At 71.8% G+C, this 19164-nt stretch carries 21 protein-coding genes and 1 riboswitch; of the genes, 10 read left to right on the top strand and 11 right to left on the bottom strand.

The features are described 5' to 3' along the window. Positions 1 to 165 precede the first annotated feature (165 nt). The gene (locus BUE48_RS06410) at positions 166 to 1725 is read left to right on the top strand and encodes an outer membrane protein assembly factor BamB family protein (protein WP_286989309.1); all 1560 of its coding nucleotides are present in this window, start codon (positions 166 to 168) and stop codon (positions 1723 to 1725) included. 9 nt (positions 1726 to 1734) lie between these two features. Here BUE48_RS06410 and BUE48_RS06415 read toward each other — a convergent pair whose 3' ends face one another. Both BUE48_RS06415 and BUE48_RS06420 read right to left on the bottom strand, forming a co-directional pair. Continuing rightward, a complete protein-coding gene (locus tag BUE48_RS06415) occupies positions 1735 to 2319 on the bottom strand; it encodes an RloB family protein (RefSeq protein ID WP_012851660.1) in 585 nt (194 codons plus the stop codon). Beyond that, positions 2303 to 3673, bottom strand: a complete 1371-nt coding sequence (locus BUE48_RS06420) for an AAA family ATPase (RefSeq protein WP_286989312.1) — start codon at positions 3671 to 3673, stop codon at positions 2303 to 2305. Before BUE48_RS06420 ends, BUE48_RS06415 begins: the two co-directional genes overlap by 17 nt. A 192-nt stretch (positions 3674 to 3865) precedes the next feature. Between BUE48_RS06420 and BUE48_RS06425 the strand changes: the two genes are divergently transcribed. From BUE48_RS06425 to BUE48_RS24480, 3 genes are all read left to right on the top strand, one after another. Continuing rightward, positions 3866 to 4831, top strand: a complete 966-nt coding sequence (locus BUE48_RS06425; protein ID WP_012851662.1) for an alpha/beta hydrolase — start codon at positions 3866 to 3868, stop codon at positions 4829 to 4831. Positions 4832 to 5136: 305 nt separating this feature from the next. Continuing rightward, positions 5137 to 5385 carry a hypothetical protein gene (locus BUE48_RS06430; protein ID WP_012851663.1) on the top strand — a complete coding sequence of 83 codons (249 nt, stop codon included), beginning with the start codon at positions 5137 to 5139 and terminating at the stop codon, positions 5383 to 5385. Between the two features lie 210 nt (positions 5386 to 5595). Further along, positions 5596 to 5760, top strand: a complete 165-nt coding sequence (locus tag BUE48_RS24480; protein WP_502694596.1) for a DUF6504 family protein — start codon at positions 5596 to 5598, stop codon at positions 5758 to 5760. Between the two features lie 88 nt (positions 5761 to 5848). Here BUE48_RS24480 and BUE48_RS06440 read toward each other — a convergent pair whose 3' ends face one another. From BUE48_RS06440 to BUE48_RS06455, 4 genes are all read right to left on the bottom strand, one after another. Then, positions 5849 to 6532 (bottom strand): DUF4328 domain-containing protein, encoded by a 684-nt coding sequence (locus tag BUE48_RS06440; RefSeq protein WP_012851665.1) that lies wholly within the window; start codon positions 6530 to 6532, stop codon positions 5849 to 5851. 283 nt (positions 6533 to 6815) lie between these two features. Further along, positions 6816 to 7148: a hypothetical protein gene (locus tag BUE48_RS06445; protein WP_286989314.1), complete on the bottom strand. Its 333-nt coding sequence runs from the start codon at positions 7146 to 7148 to the stop codon at positions 6816 to 6818. Further along, positions 7145 to 7792, bottom strand: coding sequence for a response regulator (locus BUE48_RS06450; protein ID WP_012851667.1), 648 nt, complete (start codon positions 7790 to 7792; stop codon positions 7145 to 7147). The genes BUE48_RS06445 and BUE48_RS06450 overlap by 4 nt, the downstream gene beginning before the upstream one ends. Positions 7793 to 7828: 36 nt before the next feature. After that, entirely contained in the window at positions 7829 to 8998 is a 1170-nt protein-coding gene (locus tag BUE48_RS06455; protein ID WP_286989316.1) for a sensor histidine kinase, read from the bottom strand. 195 nt (positions 8999 to 9193) lie between these two features. On the opposite strand from BUE48_RS06455, the gene BUE48_RS06460 reads away from it, so the two are divergent. Continuing rightward, entirely contained in the window at positions 9194 to 9412 is a 219-nt protein-coding gene (locus BUE48_RS06460) for a hypothetical protein (RefSeq protein WP_012851669.1), read from the top strand. 162 nt (positions 9413 to 9574) lie between these two features. Here BUE48_RS06460 and BUE48_RS06465 read toward each other — a convergent pair whose 3' ends face one another. From BUE48_RS06465 to BUE48_RS06475, 3 genes are all read right to left on the bottom strand, one after another. Next, on the bottom strand, positions 9575 to 10594 hold the full coding sequence (locus BUE48_RS06465) for an LLM class F420-dependent oxidoreductase (RefSeq protein ID WP_012851670.1): 1020 nt from the start codon (positions 10592 to 10594) through the stop codon (positions 9575 to 9577). 127 nt (positions 10595 to 10721) lie between these two features. Next, positions 10722 to 10928 (bottom strand): DUF397 domain-containing protein, encoded by a 207-nt coding sequence (locus BUE48_RS06470; RefSeq protein ID WP_012851671.1) that lies wholly within the window; start codon positions 10926 to 10928, stop codon positions 10722 to 10724. An 8-nt stretch (positions 10929 to 10936) separates the two neighbouring features. Next, a complete protein-coding gene (locus BUE48_RS06475) occupies positions 10937 to 11773 on the bottom strand; it encodes a helix-turn-helix domain-containing protein (RefSeq protein WP_012851672.1) in 837 nt (278 codons plus the stop codon). A 176-nt stretch (positions 11774 to 11949) separates the two neighbouring features. Here BUE48_RS06475 and BUE48_RS06480 point away from each other — a divergent pair, with 176 nt between their 5' ends. Continuing rightward, a complete protein-coding gene (locus BUE48_RS06480) occupies positions 11950 to 12558 on the top strand; it encodes an ATP-binding protein (protein ID WP_012851673.1) in 609 nt (202 codons plus the stop codon). Here BUE48_RS06480 and BUE48_RS06485 read toward each other — a convergent pair. Both BUE48_RS06485 and BUE48_RS06490 read right to left on the bottom strand, forming a co-directional pair. Beyond that, complete coding sequence (locus BUE48_RS06485; protein ID WP_012851674.1) at positions 12511 to 13149, bottom strand: TetR/AcrR family transcriptional regulator; 639 nt, start codon at positions 13147 to 13149, stop codon at positions 12511 to 12513. The two genes, BUE48_RS06480 and BUE48_RS06485, sit on opposite strands and share 48 nt — an antisense overlap. Before the next feature lie 107 nt (positions 13150 to 13256). Continuing rightward, positions 13257 to 14153, bottom strand: coding sequence for an oxygenase MpaB family protein (locus BUE48_RS06490; protein ID WP_012851675.1), 897 nt, complete (start codon positions 14151 to 14153; stop codon positions 13257 to 13259). 154 nt (positions 14154 to 14307) lie between these two features. After that, positions 14308 to 14389, top strand: a riboswitch (cobalamin riboswitch). A 114-nt stretch (positions 14390 to 14503) separates the two neighbouring features. Here BUE48_RS06490 and BUE48_RS06495 point away from each other — a divergent pair. From BUE48_RS06495 to BUE48_RS06510, 4 genes are all read left to right on the top strand, one after another. Then, positions 14504 to 16477 (top strand): putative cobaltochelatase, encoded by a 1974-nt coding sequence (locus BUE48_RS06495; protein ID WP_012851676.1) that lies wholly within the window; start codon positions 14504 to 14506, stop codon positions 16475 to 16477. 99 nt (positions 16478 to 16576) lie between these two features. Then, positions 16577 to 17179, top strand: a complete 603-nt coding sequence (gene cobO / locus BUE48_RS06500) for a cob(I)yrinic acid a,c-diamide adenosyltransferase (RefSeq protein WP_012851677.1) — start codon at positions 16577 to 16579, stop codon at positions 17177 to 17179. After that, positions 17176 to 18543 (top strand): cobyrinic acid a,c-diamide synthase CobB, encoded by a 1368-nt coding sequence (locus tag BUE48_RS06505; protein ID WP_012851678.1) that lies wholly within the window; start codon positions 17176 to 17178, stop codon positions 18541 to 18543. Before cobO ends, BUE48_RS06505 begins: the two co-directional genes overlap by 4 nt. After that, positions 18540 to 19109, top strand: a complete 570-nt coding sequence (locus BUE48_RS06510; protein ID WP_012851679.1) for a GNAT family N-acetyltransferase — start codon at positions 18540 to 18542, stop codon at positions 19107 to 19109. Before BUE48_RS06505 ends, BUE48_RS06510 begins: the two co-directional genes overlap by 4 nt. Positions 19110 to 19164: the final 55 nt, after the last annotated feature.

Consider the following 19164-nt stretch of genomic DNA (forward strand, 5'->3'; position numbering starts at 1 on the left):
GGAAAATGCTTTGCCGGCGCGGCAAAATATCGGGGAGCTCACCCATTTTCTTGGCGTTTTAGGTTTTTGGGGTGAAGTGCTGTTGATCATGGCATACTTCCTGACGGTCGCATAGCGCGATCACGTGGAGGAAGGCTGCCGCCATGAGCGAGGGGCCTACGGGGGATGAAGCCGGATTTTGATGCGAAGTATGCCGTGCTCGGCCTGCTGGGCGCCGTCCTGCTCGGTGCCCTGGTGACGGTTCAGGTTCTCTATTGGCATGCGCTGGGTGTGGAGTCCGGCGGCAGATGCGGCAGCGGCGGGGATGACTTCTCCTACGACTCCTGCCCGTACCGTTCCGGCCTGCTACTCAGCGTGTCATTTTTCCCTCTCTTCATCGTCCTGCCGATGGCGCTTTCGCTGCTTCCTGTACTGGGAGGGAAAGTCGGCACGCTAGTACTAGTGGTCGCCACGGCACTAGGTGTGCTGCCCGGCCGGGAGTTCTTCCACTGGGTGCACGGCCCAACGCTGTCCCCGCTGTGGACGGCGCCTGCGGAACGGCCGGCCGATGCCGAGACCTTGGGCAGTTGGCTGCACGGCTCCACCGTGGTCCGCGCCCGCTTCGACAAGGTGGTCGGCCAGGACCTGGCCACTGGGAACGTCCGCTGGATCTACCGGATTCCCTATCCGCATGTGCTGTGCACGATGAGCCGCGATACCGGAGACGGGGTCGGCCTGGTCGGGTACGGGGAGGAGGAGAAGGCGTGCTCCCGCATCGCGGCGGTGGACCTGTCCACCGGGCGGGTGTTGTGGACCAGGAATCTGGCGGCTGGGTCGGCCAACAATGGCCTGCTGAAAGACGTGCCCGCGGAACTGCGGCGAACCGGCCCGTCGGACCTGTCGCTGGAGGAGCTGCTGCACCTGCCGACCGGGACAACCCCTGACCTGACGGCGGTCGCCGGTGACGTGGCCGCCGTGCGGGCCGGCCGCGCCCTGTGGGGGGTGGGACTGCGCGACGGCAGGGGGCGGTGGGCGCAGCTGTCGCCCAAGGGCTGCCGCTTTGTGAAGATCTCCGGTGGCGCGGGAGGCCTGCTGGCTGTGGCGCGCTGCGCAGACCAGCCCCCGAGGCTGCGGGCCGTGGACCCGGTCACTGGAAAAGTCCGCTGGGAGATCCCTGTTTCGACCCGCAGTGCTTCGGCCGAAATCACCCTGCTGTCGGCCGTGCCTGCCGTCGTCCGCATCCGGGAAGAAGGACGGCGCGGCATCGATACGGTGGTCTCCTTCGACGATCGCGGCCGCGCTCGCGCCACCATCGAAGTCGAAGACGGCCGACGCCGGCTGGACGCCCTTGAGATCTATGCTTTCGCCGCCGCTCCGCTGCACGGGCTCATGGTCCAGGGCGACAGGCTCGTCACAATCGCCGAGGAAGAGAGGCGCACCTACGTACAGGCATATGGGCTGGACGACGGCAGACTGCTGTGGTCGACCGCGATGCCTGACATCAAGGGCATCGCGGTTGAGCCGGAACGTGTGTCGCTGTTGGTTGGAAGTTTCCGCTCCCCCGACCTGCTGACCCTGTCGATGCGGGACGGAGAGAAGAGCCGCCTGGGAGTGACCGGTTTCCGCCCCCTGGGCTCGAAGGTGATGCTGCACCCCCGCGGCGACCGCTACGCGGTGGTCTGCGAGGAGTCCTGTAAGACCACCTCCGACGAGGAGTTCTCCCTCGCCGTCATCGGCGCGAAGTGACCGGCGCGGTCAACGCCGATCCCCGGCCTTCCCAGACCGCTTCATGGCATCGACCAGCAACCATACGTTGGTGGACGGGTTGCCGCCGATGCGGTTCACCTCGCAGTGCTCGGGATCGGCACGCAAGGCGCGTTGCCTGGCCAGGTCGTGCCGCTCGAAAGGGAAATTGACCGGAATGTTCTTGTTGCAGCCTTTGATGTGATCTTGGAGTTTGCGTACCACCTCGGGGCGAGTGGTGCCGGCTGAAAGCTCCTGGAAGTGGAGGAGCAGCCACACCTCAAAGCATGGGTGGGATACCACGAGGTTGACGCCCTTTCGGCGAGCCAGCGAAAGGGCGCTGCCGAGAGTGGCGTGGTCGTCGACGTCGACGACGCACCAGACGGCGTCGTAGGCGAGGAAGGCGTCCCTTTGGGCGCGGGCCCGGCGATGGGCCTTGTCGCGGAGGCGGATTGCCAGCTCAACGGTGCTGTGCGGGTCACGCCCCTTGCCCACGCATTCATAGTCGACGACTTCGACGGGGATCGCCCGTAGGTGATCTTTGAGGCCGTCGAGGTACTGCTTCTCGGTGACCGTGCCCTCACAGACGACCAGCAATCTGGCCCTCGGGCTGCGGGTCGCCGTCTTGCGGCGCAGACTCCGAGGGCTGCGTCGAGGACTCATCCGACTCCGCTCTCAACTGCTGGAATATCGACCGGATGCGGTCGAAGCTGAGATACGGAACAGCACCGTAGCGGCCCTGTAGATAGCCGCGCTCGATGTTCTCGTCCCGGCGCGGTGTGAATTCGGCGAGCGAATACAGCGAAGTCGCTCCGGTTTCGTCCTTCTCGGTGAACCAGACCTCGTCCCGGTCGAGCAGGCCGTCGTCCAGCAGCGAACCGAGCAGAGTGGTGTCGTGTGAGGCGAAGATGAGCTGAGAGCGGTGGGGGTTGATTGTTTCGTCCTTGAACATCCGAATTATAGTGGAGCTCAAGTGGGGGTGCAGGCTGGAGTCGACCTCATCGACGAGCAGGACCGAACGGTGCAACAGCGCGTTCAAGAGGGGTCCCACCAGGGAGAACCAGACTTGGGTTCCGGCGCTTTCCTCCCCGAAGTCGAAGGTGCGGGTACCGTGCGTTCCCGTGTGCACGAACTGGATGACGGTCTCCAGTTCCCGGATGTCTTCTTTGCTCAACAGCTCACGTCCTGCGGCGGACAGCAGCCGCAAGGCGTCCTCAGACAGCGGCCGATGCCTCAGCTTGACATCGGAGATGCCCAGATCAGCCGCTTGCAGGAGCCGTCGTACCAGGTCCGCCAGCTTGGTGTCCCGCAGTAGCTGCTGGGTGTACTGGGTGCGGACTTGCTGGTCGAAGTCGATCTGCCGGGCCAGCTTGATGTGATCGGTGAGCCAGCGGTGCAGGTCACCCAGCAGCGGATGGTCGTTGTTGGCGGCCGAGGACAGGTACAGCGAGTTAGCACGCGTGAGTTTGGCGATCCGGGCGGTCTCACCCTTCAGCGACCGGCCGAACTTGTACTCGTCCGGCCCGGAGCGCTCGAACAGCCGCCGCGGCCGCCCCTCGGGGAACGAGAACAGCCACTCGCCGAGCACCTGCTCGTCATCGAGCTCGAAGCCGTAGGAGTAGCGGGTCTGCCGGTGCACGAAGTCCAGCTCGTAGAAGGATGACCGGCTGGTGCCGCCCTCCTCGAGGCGGAAGGGTTGACGGGGGACGCCTCTGTCAGGGCGCCATCTGGTCTGAGAATCTCGGATGCACCAGAGCATGTAGGCCAGTGCGGACAGCACGTTCGACTTGCCCGAGGCGTTGGCCCCATAGATGCCCACGACCCGCACGGTGGGAGGGATCTCGCCGGACTTCGGCTTGGGCTGTCCACGCCGGGGCGTGGCCACGAGGGACAGTGTCTGCTCGTCCCGGATCGACCTGTGATTGGCGACCCTGAAGCGCAGCAGTGTCACTGGATCCTCCCGTGTCGATGGCAGAGCTCATGCAATCACAGTGCGATCTATGACGTTCTTCCCCTCAATCAAGGTTTTGCAAGCAGTCTCCAAGTCGTTATCGAACCTGTGACGTCTCACATGGGCGTTTCCCGCCCACCGGGGTGATCTACGCTGACCCCGACGTATGCGAAGGGACGGGAGGGAGCCGCTGTGGACGTGTCGGAGGACGTGCTCGGTCCCGGGTACGAGGCGATGGTGCTGCCGCTGAAGGACGACGACGAGGGCGAGGTCATCGCCACGCTGGTGCGGCGCCGGGCCGCCGAGCCGACCCGGCGGGCCGTGCTGTATGTGCACGGGTTCGTCGACTACTTCTTCCAAAAGCACCTGGCCGACTTCTACGTCGAGCGCGATTTCGACTTCTACGCCCTGGACCTGCGCAAGTACGGCCGGTCGCTGCTGCCGCACCAGACCCCCAACTTCGTGCGCAGCATCAGCGAGTACTTCGAGGAGATCGACGAGGCGGTCCGCATCATCCGCGAAGAGGACGGCCACGATGTGCTGCTGATCAACGCGCACTCCACCGGCGGGCTGACCACCTCGCTGTGGGCCGACCGGGTCAGGGGCCGCGGGCTGGTGCAGGGGCTGTTCCTCAACAGCCCGTTCCTGGACATGAACGTGCCCGCGCCGGTCAGGGTGGCCGGGGATGTGCTGTCCAGGGCGCTGCGCAAGCGGTGGCCCAAGGCCAAGCTGCCGGCTCCCCCCGCCGGGATCTACGCCCGCAGCCTGCACCGCGACCACTACGGCGAGTGGGACTTCAACGTGGAGTGGAAGCCGCTGGACGGCTTCCCGGTGCGGGCGGCGTGGCTGGCGGCGATCCGCCGGGCGCACGCCCGGGTGCACGCGGGCCTGAACATCGACGTGCCGGTGCTGGTGATGTCCTCCACCCGCACCGGAAGGAAGAAGGACGGGCTGGAGGCGGCGACCAGGTCGGACGTGGTGCTGGCCGTGGAGCACATGGCCAAGTGGGCGCCCAAGCTGGGGCCGAACGTGACGCTGGTGCAGATCGAAGACGGGATGCACGACCTGGTGCTGTCGGCCAAGCACGCCCGCGAGCAGGTGTTCACCGAGCTCGACCGGTGGATCGGCGCCTACCTGCCCGCCCCCTCCGACGCCTAGCCGCGCCGGCGCCGGCCGCCGGTGCGGCCCGTGGCGGCGGCCGGCGGGCGCCGGGGGACCCGCTGCGGCGGGGGTCGGCGGCGCGCTGCGGAAAAAGGCGTCCCCAATACGGGGAAAACATATGGTCGGACCCGCTATTGTCCAGTTGAGGCCGTTGAACCCCTGGAAAGGGGGCTTCGGCATGGGCGGGTCATCTTTGAGGCGGGGTTGCCGAATGTCGCCGTTTGTCTGCGGTGTGTCATCGGGCGTCTGCCGCTCGCACGGGCGAGGCGGTTGATCGGGTGGCGGTGGTCGGAGCGCGGGAGATGGCCGATGCGCGTCGGCATCATCTCGCCGCGCTGGCATATGAGATCGAGGCCCGCGGCTTGAGCTGGCGGCTGGCGGGACCGGGCGAGTCGGTGCTGCACGTGGCCAACCCGGCGACCCGGCGGCAGGTGATGGTGGTCGCCATGCCGACCGGGGAGGGCTGGTTCTATCTGTGGGCGGGCGGCGGCATGGCCGAGGTCACCCAGCCCGCCCGGGCGGCCGACCAGATCGCCCGGCAGCTGGGCTGACCCGGCACGGCCCGCGGGCCGCACCGTCCGGCGGCGAGGGTGATTGCGGGCCGCCCTCCGGCTTCCTAGGCTGCTGAGCGAACATTTGTTCGAAGCAGGTCGCATGTCTTCCCCCATGCGGCGCCGGAGCGGTGAGGTCGTGCGGTGGACGTCCATGAAGGGCGGCGCCTGGGCGTCCGGTCCCGGAGCCGGGGCGGGCGGGTGGCGTGCGTGTACGGGGAGCCGATCGAGGTCCTGGTGGCCGGCGGGCGTCCGGCCGGGTTCGTGTGGCGAGGGCGCCGCCACCGGGTGCGGCGGGTGCTGGAGCACTGGGTCCGGGGAACGGGAGTTCTGGAAGGTCGAAGCGGCCTGCGGCGAGCAGGGCGGGCTGTATGAGCTGTGCCACGAGCCGGCCGACGAATCCTGGACGCTCCTGCGCGCCTGGTGACCGATCCCCGCGGGAAAGACCGGGCGGGCGCGCCTCTCAGGTGGCCAGAGGACGGTCGATCTGCAGCCGGGTGATCTGGAAGACGGTCAGCATGCACAAGGCGGCGGCCAGCGCCTGGCAGGCCGCCGCGGCGACCCCCAGGTGCACGCTGAAGCGCGCCTCGGCCAGGCTGGCGACCCCGCCGGGGAACGCCTGGGCCAGCCCGATCGCCGCCAGCACGCTGCCCCACCAGGCCGTCACCACCGCGCCCACCGCGTACCGGCCGGCCGGGGTGAAGCGGCCGCTGCTGACCCACACGTCGTGCACCATGCGGGGCGGCAGCCACAGGTTGACCACCGGCACCAGCCAGCCGAGGATCACCCACCGGCGGTGGTAGGGGCGGGGGCCCGACGCCTGCCGGTAGGCCCGCCACAGCCAGGCCAGGTACAGCACCCCGGTGATGCCGGCCAGTACCGCCGAGACGGTGAAGACGTCGGCGTAGGGGGCCAGCGCCCGGCCGGTGGAGGCGGCGTCATAGCCGTCCCGGGTGAGCCGCTCGAGCGGGCGCTCCAGCCGCAGCAGGCTGATCCCGGAGCCGAGTGCGATGAACGCGTTGAACCCCAGCAGCATGAACACCGCCACGCCGATCGCCCGGAAGTCGCGCCGCCGGGCCCAGGCCCCGCAGGCCGGGCAGCGGGCCACCTCGGTGGGGATGATGTCGCCGCACAACGCACACGGCATGAGCCACCTCCGGGTGGGTCTTTGCAGCTCTTTTGAGGCAGATGCTACGTACGGTTGACGAATGCCGCGGCCGGATCGGGCGGGTGCGCGGCACCCTCCGGCACCGGGGCACCGGGCCGCGGCGGCCTGCCGGCGGGGCGGGGACCGGCCGACCCGGGCGCCGGCGATCCGGGAAAGATCTCCCGACAATCGGGTTGAACGGTCGCGACGTGGGTAAAAGTACCTGATTTCCGTCGTGGAGGATCCCGTTTTGTCCGTTCCCGGCCTGTTCGGCCCGCCGGGTTCAGACCACCGCCGCCGCCAGCCCGTGCGCCAGCACCCCCGTCGTGATCAGCCACAGCACCGGCCGGAGCGGGCCGGGACGGGACGGATCCACCAGGCGGTGCGGGCGTCCCAGCGTCACCAGCAGCAGCGCCCACCACTGGGCGGTCATCGCGATCAGCGTGAACAGCGCCCCGAACCCCAGCACCGCGCTGACCAGCAGCGCCCCGAACGGGGTGAGCGCGTGCGCGGTCAGCGCAGGCGTGCGCGCCGCCTCCACCAGGCCGCGCCGCAGCCCAAGGCCCGCCAGCAGCCAGCCGCAGACCGCCAAGACCCCCAGCGTCGTCAGCGTCACCGCACGATCCCCGACTCCCAGGCCCAGGCGGCGATCTCCACCCGGTTGCGGGCCGCCAGCTTGCGCTGCACGTTGCCCAGGTGGGTCTTGACCGTGGACAGTGACACGAACAACTCCCCGGCGATCTCCTCGTTGGTCCGGCCCCGCGCCACCAGCCGCACGACCTGCAGCTCGCGCTCGGTGAGCGGCTCGGCGGGACGGCGGGCGGGGCGCTGCGGCCGGGTCAGGTGCGCCAGCAGCCGCACCGTCACCGAGGGGGACACCAGGGCATCGCCCCTGACCGCCGCGCGCACCGCCTCCACCAGCAGCGCCGGACGGCTGTCTTTGAGCAGAAAGCCCGTCGCCCCGCCGCGCAGCGCCGCATAAACGTACTCGTCCAGGTCGAAGGTGGTGACGATCACCACCCGCAGCGGGTCGGGCACCTGCGGGCCGGCCAGCAGCCGGGTGGCCTCCAGCCCGTCCATCCGGGGCATCCGGATGTCCAGCAGGCACACCTGGGGGCGCAGCCGGCGGGCCAGGGCCACGGCCTCGACCCCATCGCGCGCCTCGGCCACCACGCGCATGTCGGGCTGCGAGTCGATGATCATCCGGAAGCCGGCCCGCACCATCTGCTGGTCGTCGGCGATCAGCACGCTGATCGTCATGCCGCCATCATCCCAGCGGCGCGCCGGGGCCGGCCGTCAGGCGATGGGCAGGAACGCCACCACCTCCCAGCCCCCGCCCGGGCCCGGGCCGGCGCGCAGCCGGCCGCCCAGCGCCTCGGCCCGTTCGGCCAGCCCGACCAGGCCGAAGCCGCCGCCGGGCAGGTGCCGCTCGCCGCCGCGGCCGTCGTCGCGCACCGCCACCTCCACCCCTTCGGGGAACCGCCGGACGCTGACGTGCACGGCGGTGGCGTCGGCGGCGTGCTTGCGGACGTTGGTCAGCGCCTCCTGCACGATCCGGTGCACCGTCGCGGCCACCTCGGGCGGCAGGTCGCGCACCCTGGGGTCCAGCACCAGGGAGGCGGGCGGGTCGGTGAAGGCGGCGACCAGTTCCGCCAGCCGGTCCAGCCCCCGGGCCGAGCGGGCCTGCCCGTGGGGGGAGCCGTCCCCGTCGTCACGCAGCAGCCCCACCATGCGCCGCATCGAGGCCAGCGCCTCGGTGCCCGCCCGTTCGATGCTCTCCAGCATCGCCTCCAGCTGCTCGGGGCTTTGCGCCGCCCCCGAGCGGGCGGTGAAGCGGGCGGCCTGGGCCTGCACGACGATCCCGGTGACGTGGTGGGCGACGAAGTCGTGCAGGTCCCGGGCCAGCGCCAGCCGCTCCTGGCGGCGGGCCTCGACCAGGGCCCGCGCCCGGCGGGCGTCCAGCGCCCGCAGGTAGAGCCCGATGCCGGTGGCGATCAGCAGCAGCACCGACACCGGGAGCGACAGCACCGTCGCCGCCGGCGCCGAGATCCGCAGCGGCATCACCGCCAGCGCCAGGGCCGGCGGTACCGCCAGGAACGGTGTGCGGTGCGCCGGGGCCCGCCGCACCATCCGCACCAGCAGCACCAGCAGCGCCGGCACTTCGATGACCGCGCTCGGGTTCGGTGGTATTTCCGACGCGGGCTGGGCGGCCACCAAGGTCGCCGCCATGGAGGCCAGGCCGGCCGCCACCGCCCAGGCGGCCGGCGAGCGGCGCCCGACCGCTCCGAACGCGGCGAGCCCGGCCGCGCCCAGCAGCGCCAGCTGCGGCACCGACGGCCTGAGCAGCAGCAGGCACATCAGCAGCAACAGCGCGCTTCCCGCGCGCACCGCGGCCCGTATCAGCATCCCGCTGAGGAAGTGGAACCGCTCCAGCACGTCCCGCCGCTCCGCCGCACCGGTGTTCATGGCAGCAGAGGGTAAGGACCCGACCCCGCCGCCCGGATCGGCCGAATGGACGATCTGGTCGATCCTTTGTTCGAAGGGAATGTCAGTGGGGCTGGATAGGTTCCAGTGAACCGGGGGATGAACTCAGTGAGCCTGCCGGGCCGGGCCTTCGGGCACCGGCCTTGCGGGCAGGCGACACCGAAAGGGGCAGTGGCCATGCACCACCACGACGGCAAGTCCCACCACCCCACATCCCACATCGCGCACGCCCGGCTGACCGGCCCCGCCGAACGCACCCTCATCGAGCCCTGGCTCACCGAGCACACCGGGCTGATGACCAACGCCTACCCCGACGGGCCCGCTCCGCTCGCCACCGTCACCGCTCTCGACCCGCAGCCCGTCCCGGCCTCGCATCCGGGGACACTGGCCGCCTGAGAGCCGGCCGGCGCCCCCTTCGCCGCCGCGGCTTTGCGTTCAGACACGCGGCCCCGGTGGCGAAGGGGGCGTTGTGCGTTGCCCCCTTGCCACCGATGACATCGGCCCAAGCGCCGCGGGCATGCCCGCGGCGGGCGTCCCGCCGACGGCGTCGGAAGGCGGTCAGTCGTAGACGGCGTCCCGGATGGCGCGCAGGGTGGGCTCGTCGCGGACCCCGGCGATCAGGAGGGTGGTGACGGGGCTGTCGCGCCACAGCTGCAGCCGCTCGCGGATGCGGCCGATGGGGCCCACCAGGGAGATGGAGTCGGCCAGCTCGTCGGGGACGGCCTTGATCGCCTCGTCGCGGCGGCCGCTCAAGAACAGCTCCTGCACCTTGGCCGCCTGCTCGGCGTACCCGAGGCGGCCGATCAGATCCAGGTGGAAGTTGCGCTCCTTGGCGCCCATGCCGCCGATGTAGAAGGCCAGCGGGATCTTGGCGACCTCCAGGGCGGTCTGCAGATCGTCGTTGACGATCACGGTCACCGTGGCGGCGATCTCGAAGTCGTCCGGCCGCCCGGCCAGGGACTCTCCGAACACCGAGTCGATCTGGGCGGGGTCCACGAACAGCGGCAGCCAGCCCTGGGCGATCTCGGCGGCCAGGGCGACGTTCTTGGGGCCCTCGGCGCCCAGGTAGATCGGGATGTCGGAGCGGATGGGGTGGACGATCGACTTCAGCGGCTTGCCCAGCCCGGTACCGCCGGGGTAGGGCAGCGGGTAGTGGGGGCCGGGGGAGGTCACCGGCCCTTCGCGGCGCCAGATCTTGCGCAGGATGTCGATGTACTCGCGGGTGCGGGCCAGCGGCTTGGGGAAGGGCACCCCGTACCAGCCCTCCACCACCTGCGGGCCGGAGGCGCCCAGGCCCAGGATGAGCCGCCCGCCCGACAGCGCGTCCAGGGTGAGCGCGTGCATGGCGGTGGCGGCCGGGGTGCGCGCCGACATCTGCACCACCGCGGTGCCCAGCTTGATCCGCGAGGTGCGGGCGGCGTACCAGGTCAGCGTGGTCAGCGCATCAGAGCCGTAGGCCTCGGCGGTGAACACGAAGTCATAGCCCAGCCGTTCGGCGGCCAGCACCGTCTCGGTCTGGTCGTCGGGGTCGCGCTGCCAGTAGCCGACGTTGATGCCGAGCTTGAGGGGGGTGGACACAGGCGAGCACCTCCGGGTCGGTAGGGACGCACCGCGATACTAGAACACGTTCTAGTTACTCGTGAAGACGAGGGTGTGCGGGCCGCCCGGAGGTGCTCACCGGTGTTTCAGGGCTTGCTGCGGGGGACTAGCGGGAGCCGACCTCCGTCAGCAGGTTCCGCCAGCCGGCGGCGGTCAGCAGCAGCGCCGGACCCTGCGGGTCCTTGGAGTCGCGCAGCGCGCACCGGCCGCCGCTGAGCGCGGCGACCTCCACACACTGATCGCCGCTGCCGCTGTAAGAGGATTTGCGCCATGCGGCGCGGGACAGTTCGCTATCGGGGTGGGTGACGTTCACGGCCCGTATTACTCCTTCGCTGCCTCGCCTAGGAGGTGCGCGGATTCCTCCGGTGAAAGGCTTGCTTTGATGATCTGGTCGAATCTCGACCCGTGCTGTTCTGTTTCCACTGTGCTCTCAAGGTAAACGTCACCCATGGTCCCCTCGACGTATGCAATATCAGGGTCATCGGGGTCGGGAAACGACAGGATCGTAAAGCGGCCGTCAAGGCCGGCGTGAGCACCTGCTGTGAACGGCAGGATCTGGAGCGTGATGTTGGGGCGTTCGGCCAGCTCGAGCAGCTTGCGCAGCTGGGCCCGCATCACCTGCGGGCCGCCGATGGGCCGGTGCAGCACCGCCTCGTCGAGCGCGATGTGCAGCTGCGGGGCGTTGGGGCGGTCCAGCAGCGCCTGGCGGGCCTTGCGGGCGGCGATCCGGCGGTCGATGTCGGCCTGCGACGGCAGCATCCGCCCCGCGGTGATCACCGCGCGGGCATAGTCCTCGGTCTGCAGCAGGCCGTGGATCAGCTGGGAGTCCCAGGAACGGATCCGTGACGCCTCGTCCTCCAGCGCCACATAGCTGCCGGTGAACACATCGGCGTAAGCCGTCCACCAGCCGCGCTGCCCGGCCTGCTTGGCCAGGGCGATCAGCGCGTCCCGCTGCGGGCTGGGCACGCCGTACAGGTCCAGGATGTCGGCGACGTCGCCGGGCTTGGGCCGGGTCTGCCCGGTCTCCAGCCGGGAGACCGTGGCCCGCGACCAGCCGAGCCGGTCGGCGACGTCCTGCAAAGTGAGCCGCTGTTCCTCGCGCAGCCGCCGCAATTCCCGCGCCAGGCGGCGACCGCGGACGGTGGGCCGGTACGTCATGGGCGCAAGTGTGGTGTTTCGGCGCGCACCGCACAACGCGAACGGCGAGTCCGGTATTGGAATCTGCCCGACACGGTTGCGGTGGTGAGAATCTCACGAGACCCTGTATCACAGTGACCGGCTGAAAACCGAGCGTGACAAGGGTCTACATGGCGTAGCGGCTGGAGGCGACCCTGTTGAAGACCTCACCTGAGCTTCTTGAGTCCGTCCTCGGCCACGCCGCGGCCGAGGAGGTCGCCGCCTGCCGCGTCGATGTGGCGGACGTGGCGGGCATGGGGGAGGAGGCGGATCCCCGGCGCCCGGCGGGCTGGGCGTGGACGCTGCCGGCGGGCCCGTCCTGCGCCCGCGAGGCAAGGACGGTGCTCGGCCAGGCGCTGGGCGCGCTCGGCCTGCCCGCCGACCTGATCGCCGACGCCCAGTTGATGATCAGCGAACTGGCCACCAACGCCTACCAGCACGCCGCCGCCCAGGGGCCGTATGAGCTGTGGCTGTATCCGCACCGCTCCCAGGAGCCGGGGCGGGGCGGCGTGGAACTGCGGTGCGCGATCTTCGACGGCAAGGCCGACACCCGCCTGCCCGGCTACTCGTGGACCTCCGGCGACTGCGGGCGGGGCCTGAGCATCGTCGGCGAGCTGTCCGGCGGGCGGTGGGGGATGAGCCGGGAACGTTCCCGGCTCGGCGGCCGCCGGCCCGGCAAGGTCGTGTGGTTCGCCCTGCCGCCGGTGACCTCCCGCCCCTCAGTTCCGCTCGACGGCGGGGGCGATGTCGGTGATGAGGGCCAGTAGCGAACGCGCCAGCAGCGTGTGCACCTGCTTGCGGTCGATCGACTTCTGCTGCAGCCACTCGCGGGTGGCGGCGTCGGCCAGCCCCGAGTAGGCGCGCAGCACGGCCCGCAGCGTGTCGGAGGGGTCGGGCAGCTCCAGCAGCTTCAGCAGCCGCTCGACCGTCAGGTCCCGGGTCCGGTTGATGATCCGCATCAGCTCCGGGTCCTGCCCGAACCCTTCGGCGTCCACGGCCGCGAACCAGGTCGTGGCGTTGGCCTCGGCGGCGTCCAGGAACCGCTCCACGCACCACTCGACCGTCTCCGCCAGGCTCAGTCCCTTGGGCGGCGGTTGGACCGCGTAGGCGACGCGGGTGGTCAGCTCCCGCACCACCTCCAAGAACAGCTCGCGCTTGGTGCGGAAGTAGTAGTGGATCAGACCCCGGCGCACTCCCGCCGCCGAGGCGATGGCCTCTGTGGACACCTCGGCGTACGGAAGCTCGGTGAACATCCGCCTGGCCACGGCCAGGATCTGATCGCGTCGCTCGTCCCGGCTCAGCCGCTGGAAACGCGGCGCCGGCCGCCCGGACGCCGACGTAGCCGTGCCACCTCCCATATCGACACCTTAAGCCGTCGGCGCGGCCGCCCGGACGCGGCGCACCCCGCTGACCTGGGGCGCCCGTCCGGCCCCGCGTCGGGTCGGCGGGGCCGGGCGCAGGCGGGTCAGGCCGCCGAACGGTCGCCGGGCTTTCGGCGGCGCCGCTCGGGAGGGGTGCGCAGCAGCTGCAGCGGGCGCTTGCGGGCCACCAGGTAGTCCACCGGGCCGTGCCGCACCTTCTCCGGCACCACGCGGGCGCCGGCCCGGTGGGCGGCCAGCAGCGCGGCGAAGGCGCGGGCCCGCGCCGGGCTCCAGGGGATGCCCAGCCGCTCGCGCAGCGGCTTTGGCAGCAGCGCGCCCGCGGCCAGGATGTTCAGCCGCAGGTAGGCGGCGTCCACCGGCTTGGGCAGCGGGGTCTGCAGGGACTCGGGGTGGCGGCGCAGCAGCTTGTCCGACACCACGGTCGGCCGCAGCTCGGTGCGCACCACGTGGTCGAAGTACTCCTCGAAGGCCGCCAGGTCCTCGGGGCAGTGGCCCTCGGGCACCCAGCAGGCGTGGGCGAGGAGCTTCTGCTCTTCGTAGTAGCGGGCGCGGTCTTCGTCCGGGAGCCGGCCGAAGGTGCGCTCATACAGGTCCAGGGCGCCCTTGACGCCCGTGGCCCACACCCACATCAGCAGGTCGGGGTCGAGCGCCCGGTAGGGCACGCCCTCGTCGCTGGTGCCCTGCACCCGCTGGTGGATGCGGCGGAACTTCTCCGACTGCCTGCGGGAGACCTCCGGGTCGCCGAAGGCCATCTTCAGCATGATGTCGGCGGTGCGCCACAGCCGCCCGAACGGGTCGGACTCGTAGTCGGAGAACTGTTCGACGCCGGCCGCCACCAGCGGGTGCGTCACCTGGAGCAGCAGCAGCGGGGCCGCGCCCAGGTTCTGCACCGGTTCGCGCAGGACGCGCCAGCACACATCGCCCGGACGGTAGGGCAGGGCGCGGCGGACGGCGGGGGGGACCGTGCCTGTTTCGCTCATGTCCCCAGTGAATCACCTTGTTGGCGCCACGCCAACAAGGGAACGGAAAGTCGGTCCGGGGTCTTTTGCTCGTTCTGCTGCGTTCCTTGTCACTCCCTCGCGACTTGGGGCCGTGCGGGCGGTGTGACATCCTGTGGCAGGTGACGGACGCGGTGGAACACCGGTGCGAATCCGGGGCTGTCCCGCAACTGTGACCGGTCGGCGCCCGCTCAGCGGGGCCGCCGGGAGCCAGGAACGCCGGCCGTCGCGTGAAGCCGACCCCTACGGGCGTGGACACCCGAGGAAGGACGACCGAACATGCCCTCCTGCGCTCTCCCCCCTGTACACGCTCCCTGCGCCGCCCTTTCGGCATGAGCGGCGCCGCGCGCTACCCCTTCTCGGCCGTGGTCGGCATGGACGACCTCAAGCTGGCCCTGCTGATCAACGCGGTCTCCCCCGGCGTGGGCGGGGTGCTGGTCCGCGGCGAGAAGGGCACCGCCAAATCGACGATCGTGCGGGCGCTGGCCGCGCTGCTGCCCCCGGTCCGCGTGGTGGCCGGCTGCCGTTTCTCCTGCGACCCGGCCGACCCCGACCCGGCCTGCCCCGACGGCCCGCACCGGCCGGACGGCGCCGCGGCCGCCACCCGCCCGGCCCGCCTGGTCGAGCTGCCCGTGGGCGCCTCCGAGGACCGGGTGACCGGCTCGCTGGACATCGAGCGGGCGCTCACCGAGGGCGTCAAGGCGTTCGAACCCGGCCTGCTGGCCGCCGCGCACCGGGGCGTGCTGTACGTCGATGAGGTCAACCTGCTCCACGACCACCTGGTCGACCTGCTGCTGGACGCCGCCGCCATGGGCCGCTGCCACATCGAGCGCGAGGGCGTGTCGGTGCAGCACGCCGCCCGCTTCCTGCTGGTGGGCACCATGAACCCCGAAGAAGGGGAGCTGCGCCCCCAGCTGCTGGACCGCTTCGGGCTGACCGTCGAGGTCGCCGCCACCCGCGACCCGGACGAACGCGCCGAGGTGGTGCGGCGGCGGCTGCACTTCGAAGCCGACCCCGAAGGCTTCGCCGCCCGGTGGGCCGAGGCCGAGGCCGAGCTGGCCGAGCGGATCGCCGCCGCCCGGCGGCGCCTGCCCGGCGTCCGCCTGGGCGAGGCCGCGCTGCGCCAGATCACCGCGGTCTGCGCCGCCTTCGAGGTGGACGGGCTGCGCGCCGACCTGGTGACCGCCCGCGCCGCCATCGCGCTGGCCGCCTGGCACGGCCGGGACGCGGTGACCACCGAGGACGTCCGGCAGGCGGCCCGGCTGGCGCTGCCGCACCGCCGCCGCCGCGACCCGTTCGACGCCCCCGGCCTCGACCGGGACCGGCTCGACCAGGTGCTGGGCGAGCACACCGATCCCGAACCCCCGGGCGGCCCGGGCGGCCCAGGCGGCGGGCGGCCCGCCGAAGAAAGCACCGGCCGGCCGCCGGCCTCGCCGGAGGGTTCTCCTGCGGCGCCGGCCGCGGCCCCTTCGCCGGGGGACGCCCCGGCCGCCGAGGGGAAGCCGGCCGACCCGGCGCCCACCGGCGCCCTCTACCGGCCGCGCCTGTTCACCGTCCCCGGCGTCGGCACCGGGGCGCCCGGCCGCCGCTCCAAGGCCCGCACCCCCCACGGGCGGGTCTCGGGCGCCCGCCCCGGCCGCCGCGACCTGCACCTGATGGCCACCCTCCGCGCCGCGGCCCCCCACCAGCACGCCCGCGGACGCACCGGCCCCGGCCTGGTCATCGCCCCCGAGGACCTCCGCGCGGCGCTGCGGGACGGCCGCGAGGGCAACCTGGTGCTGTTCGTGGTGGACGCCAGCGGCTCGATGGCCGCCCGCAGGCGGATGGGGGCGGTCAAAGGCGCGGTGCTGAGCCTGCTGCTGGACGCCTACCAGCGCCGCGACAAGGTCGGCCTGATCACCTTCCGGGGCCGGGGAGCCGAGCTGGCGCTGCCCCCCACCTCCTCGGTGGAGGCCGGCGCCCGCCGGCTGGAACGGCTGCCGACCGGGGGCCGCACCCCGCTGGCCGCCGGCCTGCTGCGCGCCGCCGAGGTATTGCGCGTCGAACGGCTGCGCGACCCGGCCCGCCGTCCCCTGCTGGTGATCGTCACCGACGGCCGCGCCACCACCGGCCCCGACCCGGCACAGGCCGCCGCCCTGCTGCGCGGCGTGGCCGCGGTGGTGGTGGACTGCGAGTCCGGCCCCGTCCGGCTCGGCCTGGCCCGCCGCCTGGCGGCGCTGCTGGAGGCCCGGGCGGTGCGCCTGGAGGAACTGGCCGCCGACGGCCTGGCCCGCATCGTCCGCGACGCCCGGCGGGACGCGGCCTGATGCACGGCGGCGTGCAGCGGGTCATGGGTGCCGCCGCCCGGCGGGCCGGGTACGGGGACGCGAAGCACCACGGCGCGGCGTGAGGGGAGGGAACTCGACATGCCACAGGGCAGGCCGCAGCACGTTCCCGACGACGGGCTGACCACCCGGCAGCGGCGCCACCGGCCGCTGGTGATCGTGCACACCGGCCACGGCAAGGGCAAGTCCACCGCCGCGTTCGGGCTGGCGCTGCGGGCCTGGAACCAGGGCTGGCCGATCGGGGTGTTCCAGTTCGTCAAGTCCGCCAAATGGCGGATCGGGGAGGAGACCGCGCTGCGGGTGCTGGGGGAGTCCGGCAAGGGCGGCACGGTCGCCTGGCACAAGATGGGCGAGGGCTGGTCGTGGATCCGCAAACGCGGCCAAGAGGACGACCACGCCGCCAACGCCCGCGAGGGCTGGGCGCAGATCCGCCGCGACCTGCAGGCCCAGACCTACCGGCTGTATGTGCTGGACGAGTTCACCTACCCCATCAACTGGGGGTGGATCGACGTCGCCGAGGTGATCGAGACGCTGGCCGCCCGTCCCGGAAACCAGCACGTGGTGATCACCGGCCGGGACGCCCACCCGGCCCTGGTGGACTTCGCCGACCTGGTCACCGAGATGGGCAAGGTCAAGCACCCCATGGACCGCGGCCAAAAAGGCCAGAAGGGCATCGAGTGGTGACCGCGCGGATCATCATCGCCGCCCCGGCCTCCGGGGCGGGCAAGACCACGGTGGCGACCGGGCTCATGGCGGCGCTGGCCGCGCGCGGCCTGAAGGTCTCCCCGCACAAGGTCGGCCCCGACTACATCGACCCCGGCTACCACGCGCTGGCCACCGGGCGGCCCGGCCGCAACCTCGACCCCTTCCTGGTCGGCGAGGAACTGATCGTCCCGCTGCTGCGGCACGGGGCGCGCGGCGCCGACGTGGCGGTGATCGAGGGTGTGATGGGCCTGTACGACGGGGCGGGCGACCGCGACGACTTCGCCTCCACCGCCCACATCGCCCGGCTGCTGCGGGCCCCGGTGGTGCTGGTGGTGGACGCCTCGGCCGCGGGCCGCTCGGTGGCCGCCACCGTGCACGGCTTCCGCAGCTACGGGGATGTGCACATCGGCGGGGTGATCCTCAACCGGGTCGGCTCACAGGCCCACGAGCACCTGTGCCGCACCGCGGTGGAGGAACTGTCGATCCCCGTCCTGGGCGCGCTGCGGCGCCGCGACGACATGGCCGCCCCCTCCCGCCACCTGGGCCTGATCCCGGCGGCCGAACGCCGCGCGGAGGCGGTCGCCACGGTGCGGCGGCTGGGCGAGGCCGTCGCCGAAAGCTGCGACCTGGAGGCGCTGCTGGCCCTGGCCCGCAGCGCGCCCCCGCTCACCGTCCCGCCCTGGAGCCCGCAGGAGGCCGTCGGCGAAGAACCCGCCAAGGGAGACCGCCCGGTGGCGGCGGTGGCCGGAGGACCGGCCTTCACCTTCGGGTACGCCGAGAACGAGGAGCTGCTGGCGGCGGCCGGGGCCGAGGTCGTCCGGTTCGACCCGCTGCGCGACCCGGCGCTGCCGGAAGGGACGCGAGGGCTGGTCATCGGCGGGGGCTTCCCCGAGATGTACGCCGCCGAACTGTCGGCCAACGAGCCGCTCCGGGGGCAGATCAAGCACCTCGTCACGCCCGAGGTCCCGGTGTACGCCGAGTGCGCCGGGCTGCTGTACCTGGTGCGCGAGCTGGAGGGCGCCCCGATGTGCGGGCTGCTGGACGCGACGGCCGCCATGACGCCCACCCTGACGCTGGGCTACCGCACCGCCGTGGCCACCGCCGACTCCGTCATCGCCCGCACCGGCGAACGGGTGAACGGCCACGAGTTCCACCGCACCGCCGTGCGGCCCGCCTGCGGCCCGGGGGAGACGGCGGCCTGGCAGTGGGCGCTGCGGCCGCGCGGCTCCCGCAAGGACGGGTTCGCAAGGGGCAAACACCTGGCGTCCTACCTGCACCTGCACTGGGCCGGCGTTCCTAAGGCCGCCCGGCGCTTCGTGGCGGCGATGGAGGAGCAGCGATGATGTTCGACCGCGGCATCACCTTGACCACGAGGCGGCTGCTGCTGCGCCCGTTCGCCGAACGCGACGTGCCCGACCTGGTGGAGGCCGCCCGCGACCCGCAGATGCTGCGCTGGATGCTGTGGGCGCCGCAGGAGAACGTCCGGCGGGCCCGCGAGTTCTGCACCAAGACCGCCCACGACGACCCCGAACACAAGATCACCTTCGCGATCGAGCCGCTGGCGGAGCACCGGTGCGGCGGCTCCATCGGGCTGCAGCGGGCCGACTGGACGTTCGGCCGGGCCGAGATCGGCTACTGGCTGGCGCCCTGGGCGCGCGGGCGGGGCCTGGTCACCGAGGCGGTCCGCGCGGTGACCGCCTACGGCTTCGGCAAGGGCCTGCACCGCATCGAGCTGCTGGTGTCGGTCGGCAACGACGCCTCCTGCCGGGTCGCCGAACGGGCCGGCTTCCAGCGCGAATGCGTGCTGCGGGAGGCCGGCGTGCTGCCCGGCGGCGCACGCACCGACCTGGTCATGTTCGCCCTGCTGAAAAGCGCGCAGCCGGACGCCCCGGGGGCCGCGATTGCCTGACGCGGCCGGCGTCCGCCCCCAGCGGGCGGGCGGCCTTGAGGAAGAAGTCACGAAA

It is taken from the genome of Thermomonospora sp. CIF 1 (assembly GCF_001896795.1).
Classification (GTDB): Bacteria; Actinomycetota; Actinomycetes; order Streptosporangiales; family Streptosporangiaceae; genus Thermomonospora; species Thermomonospora curvata.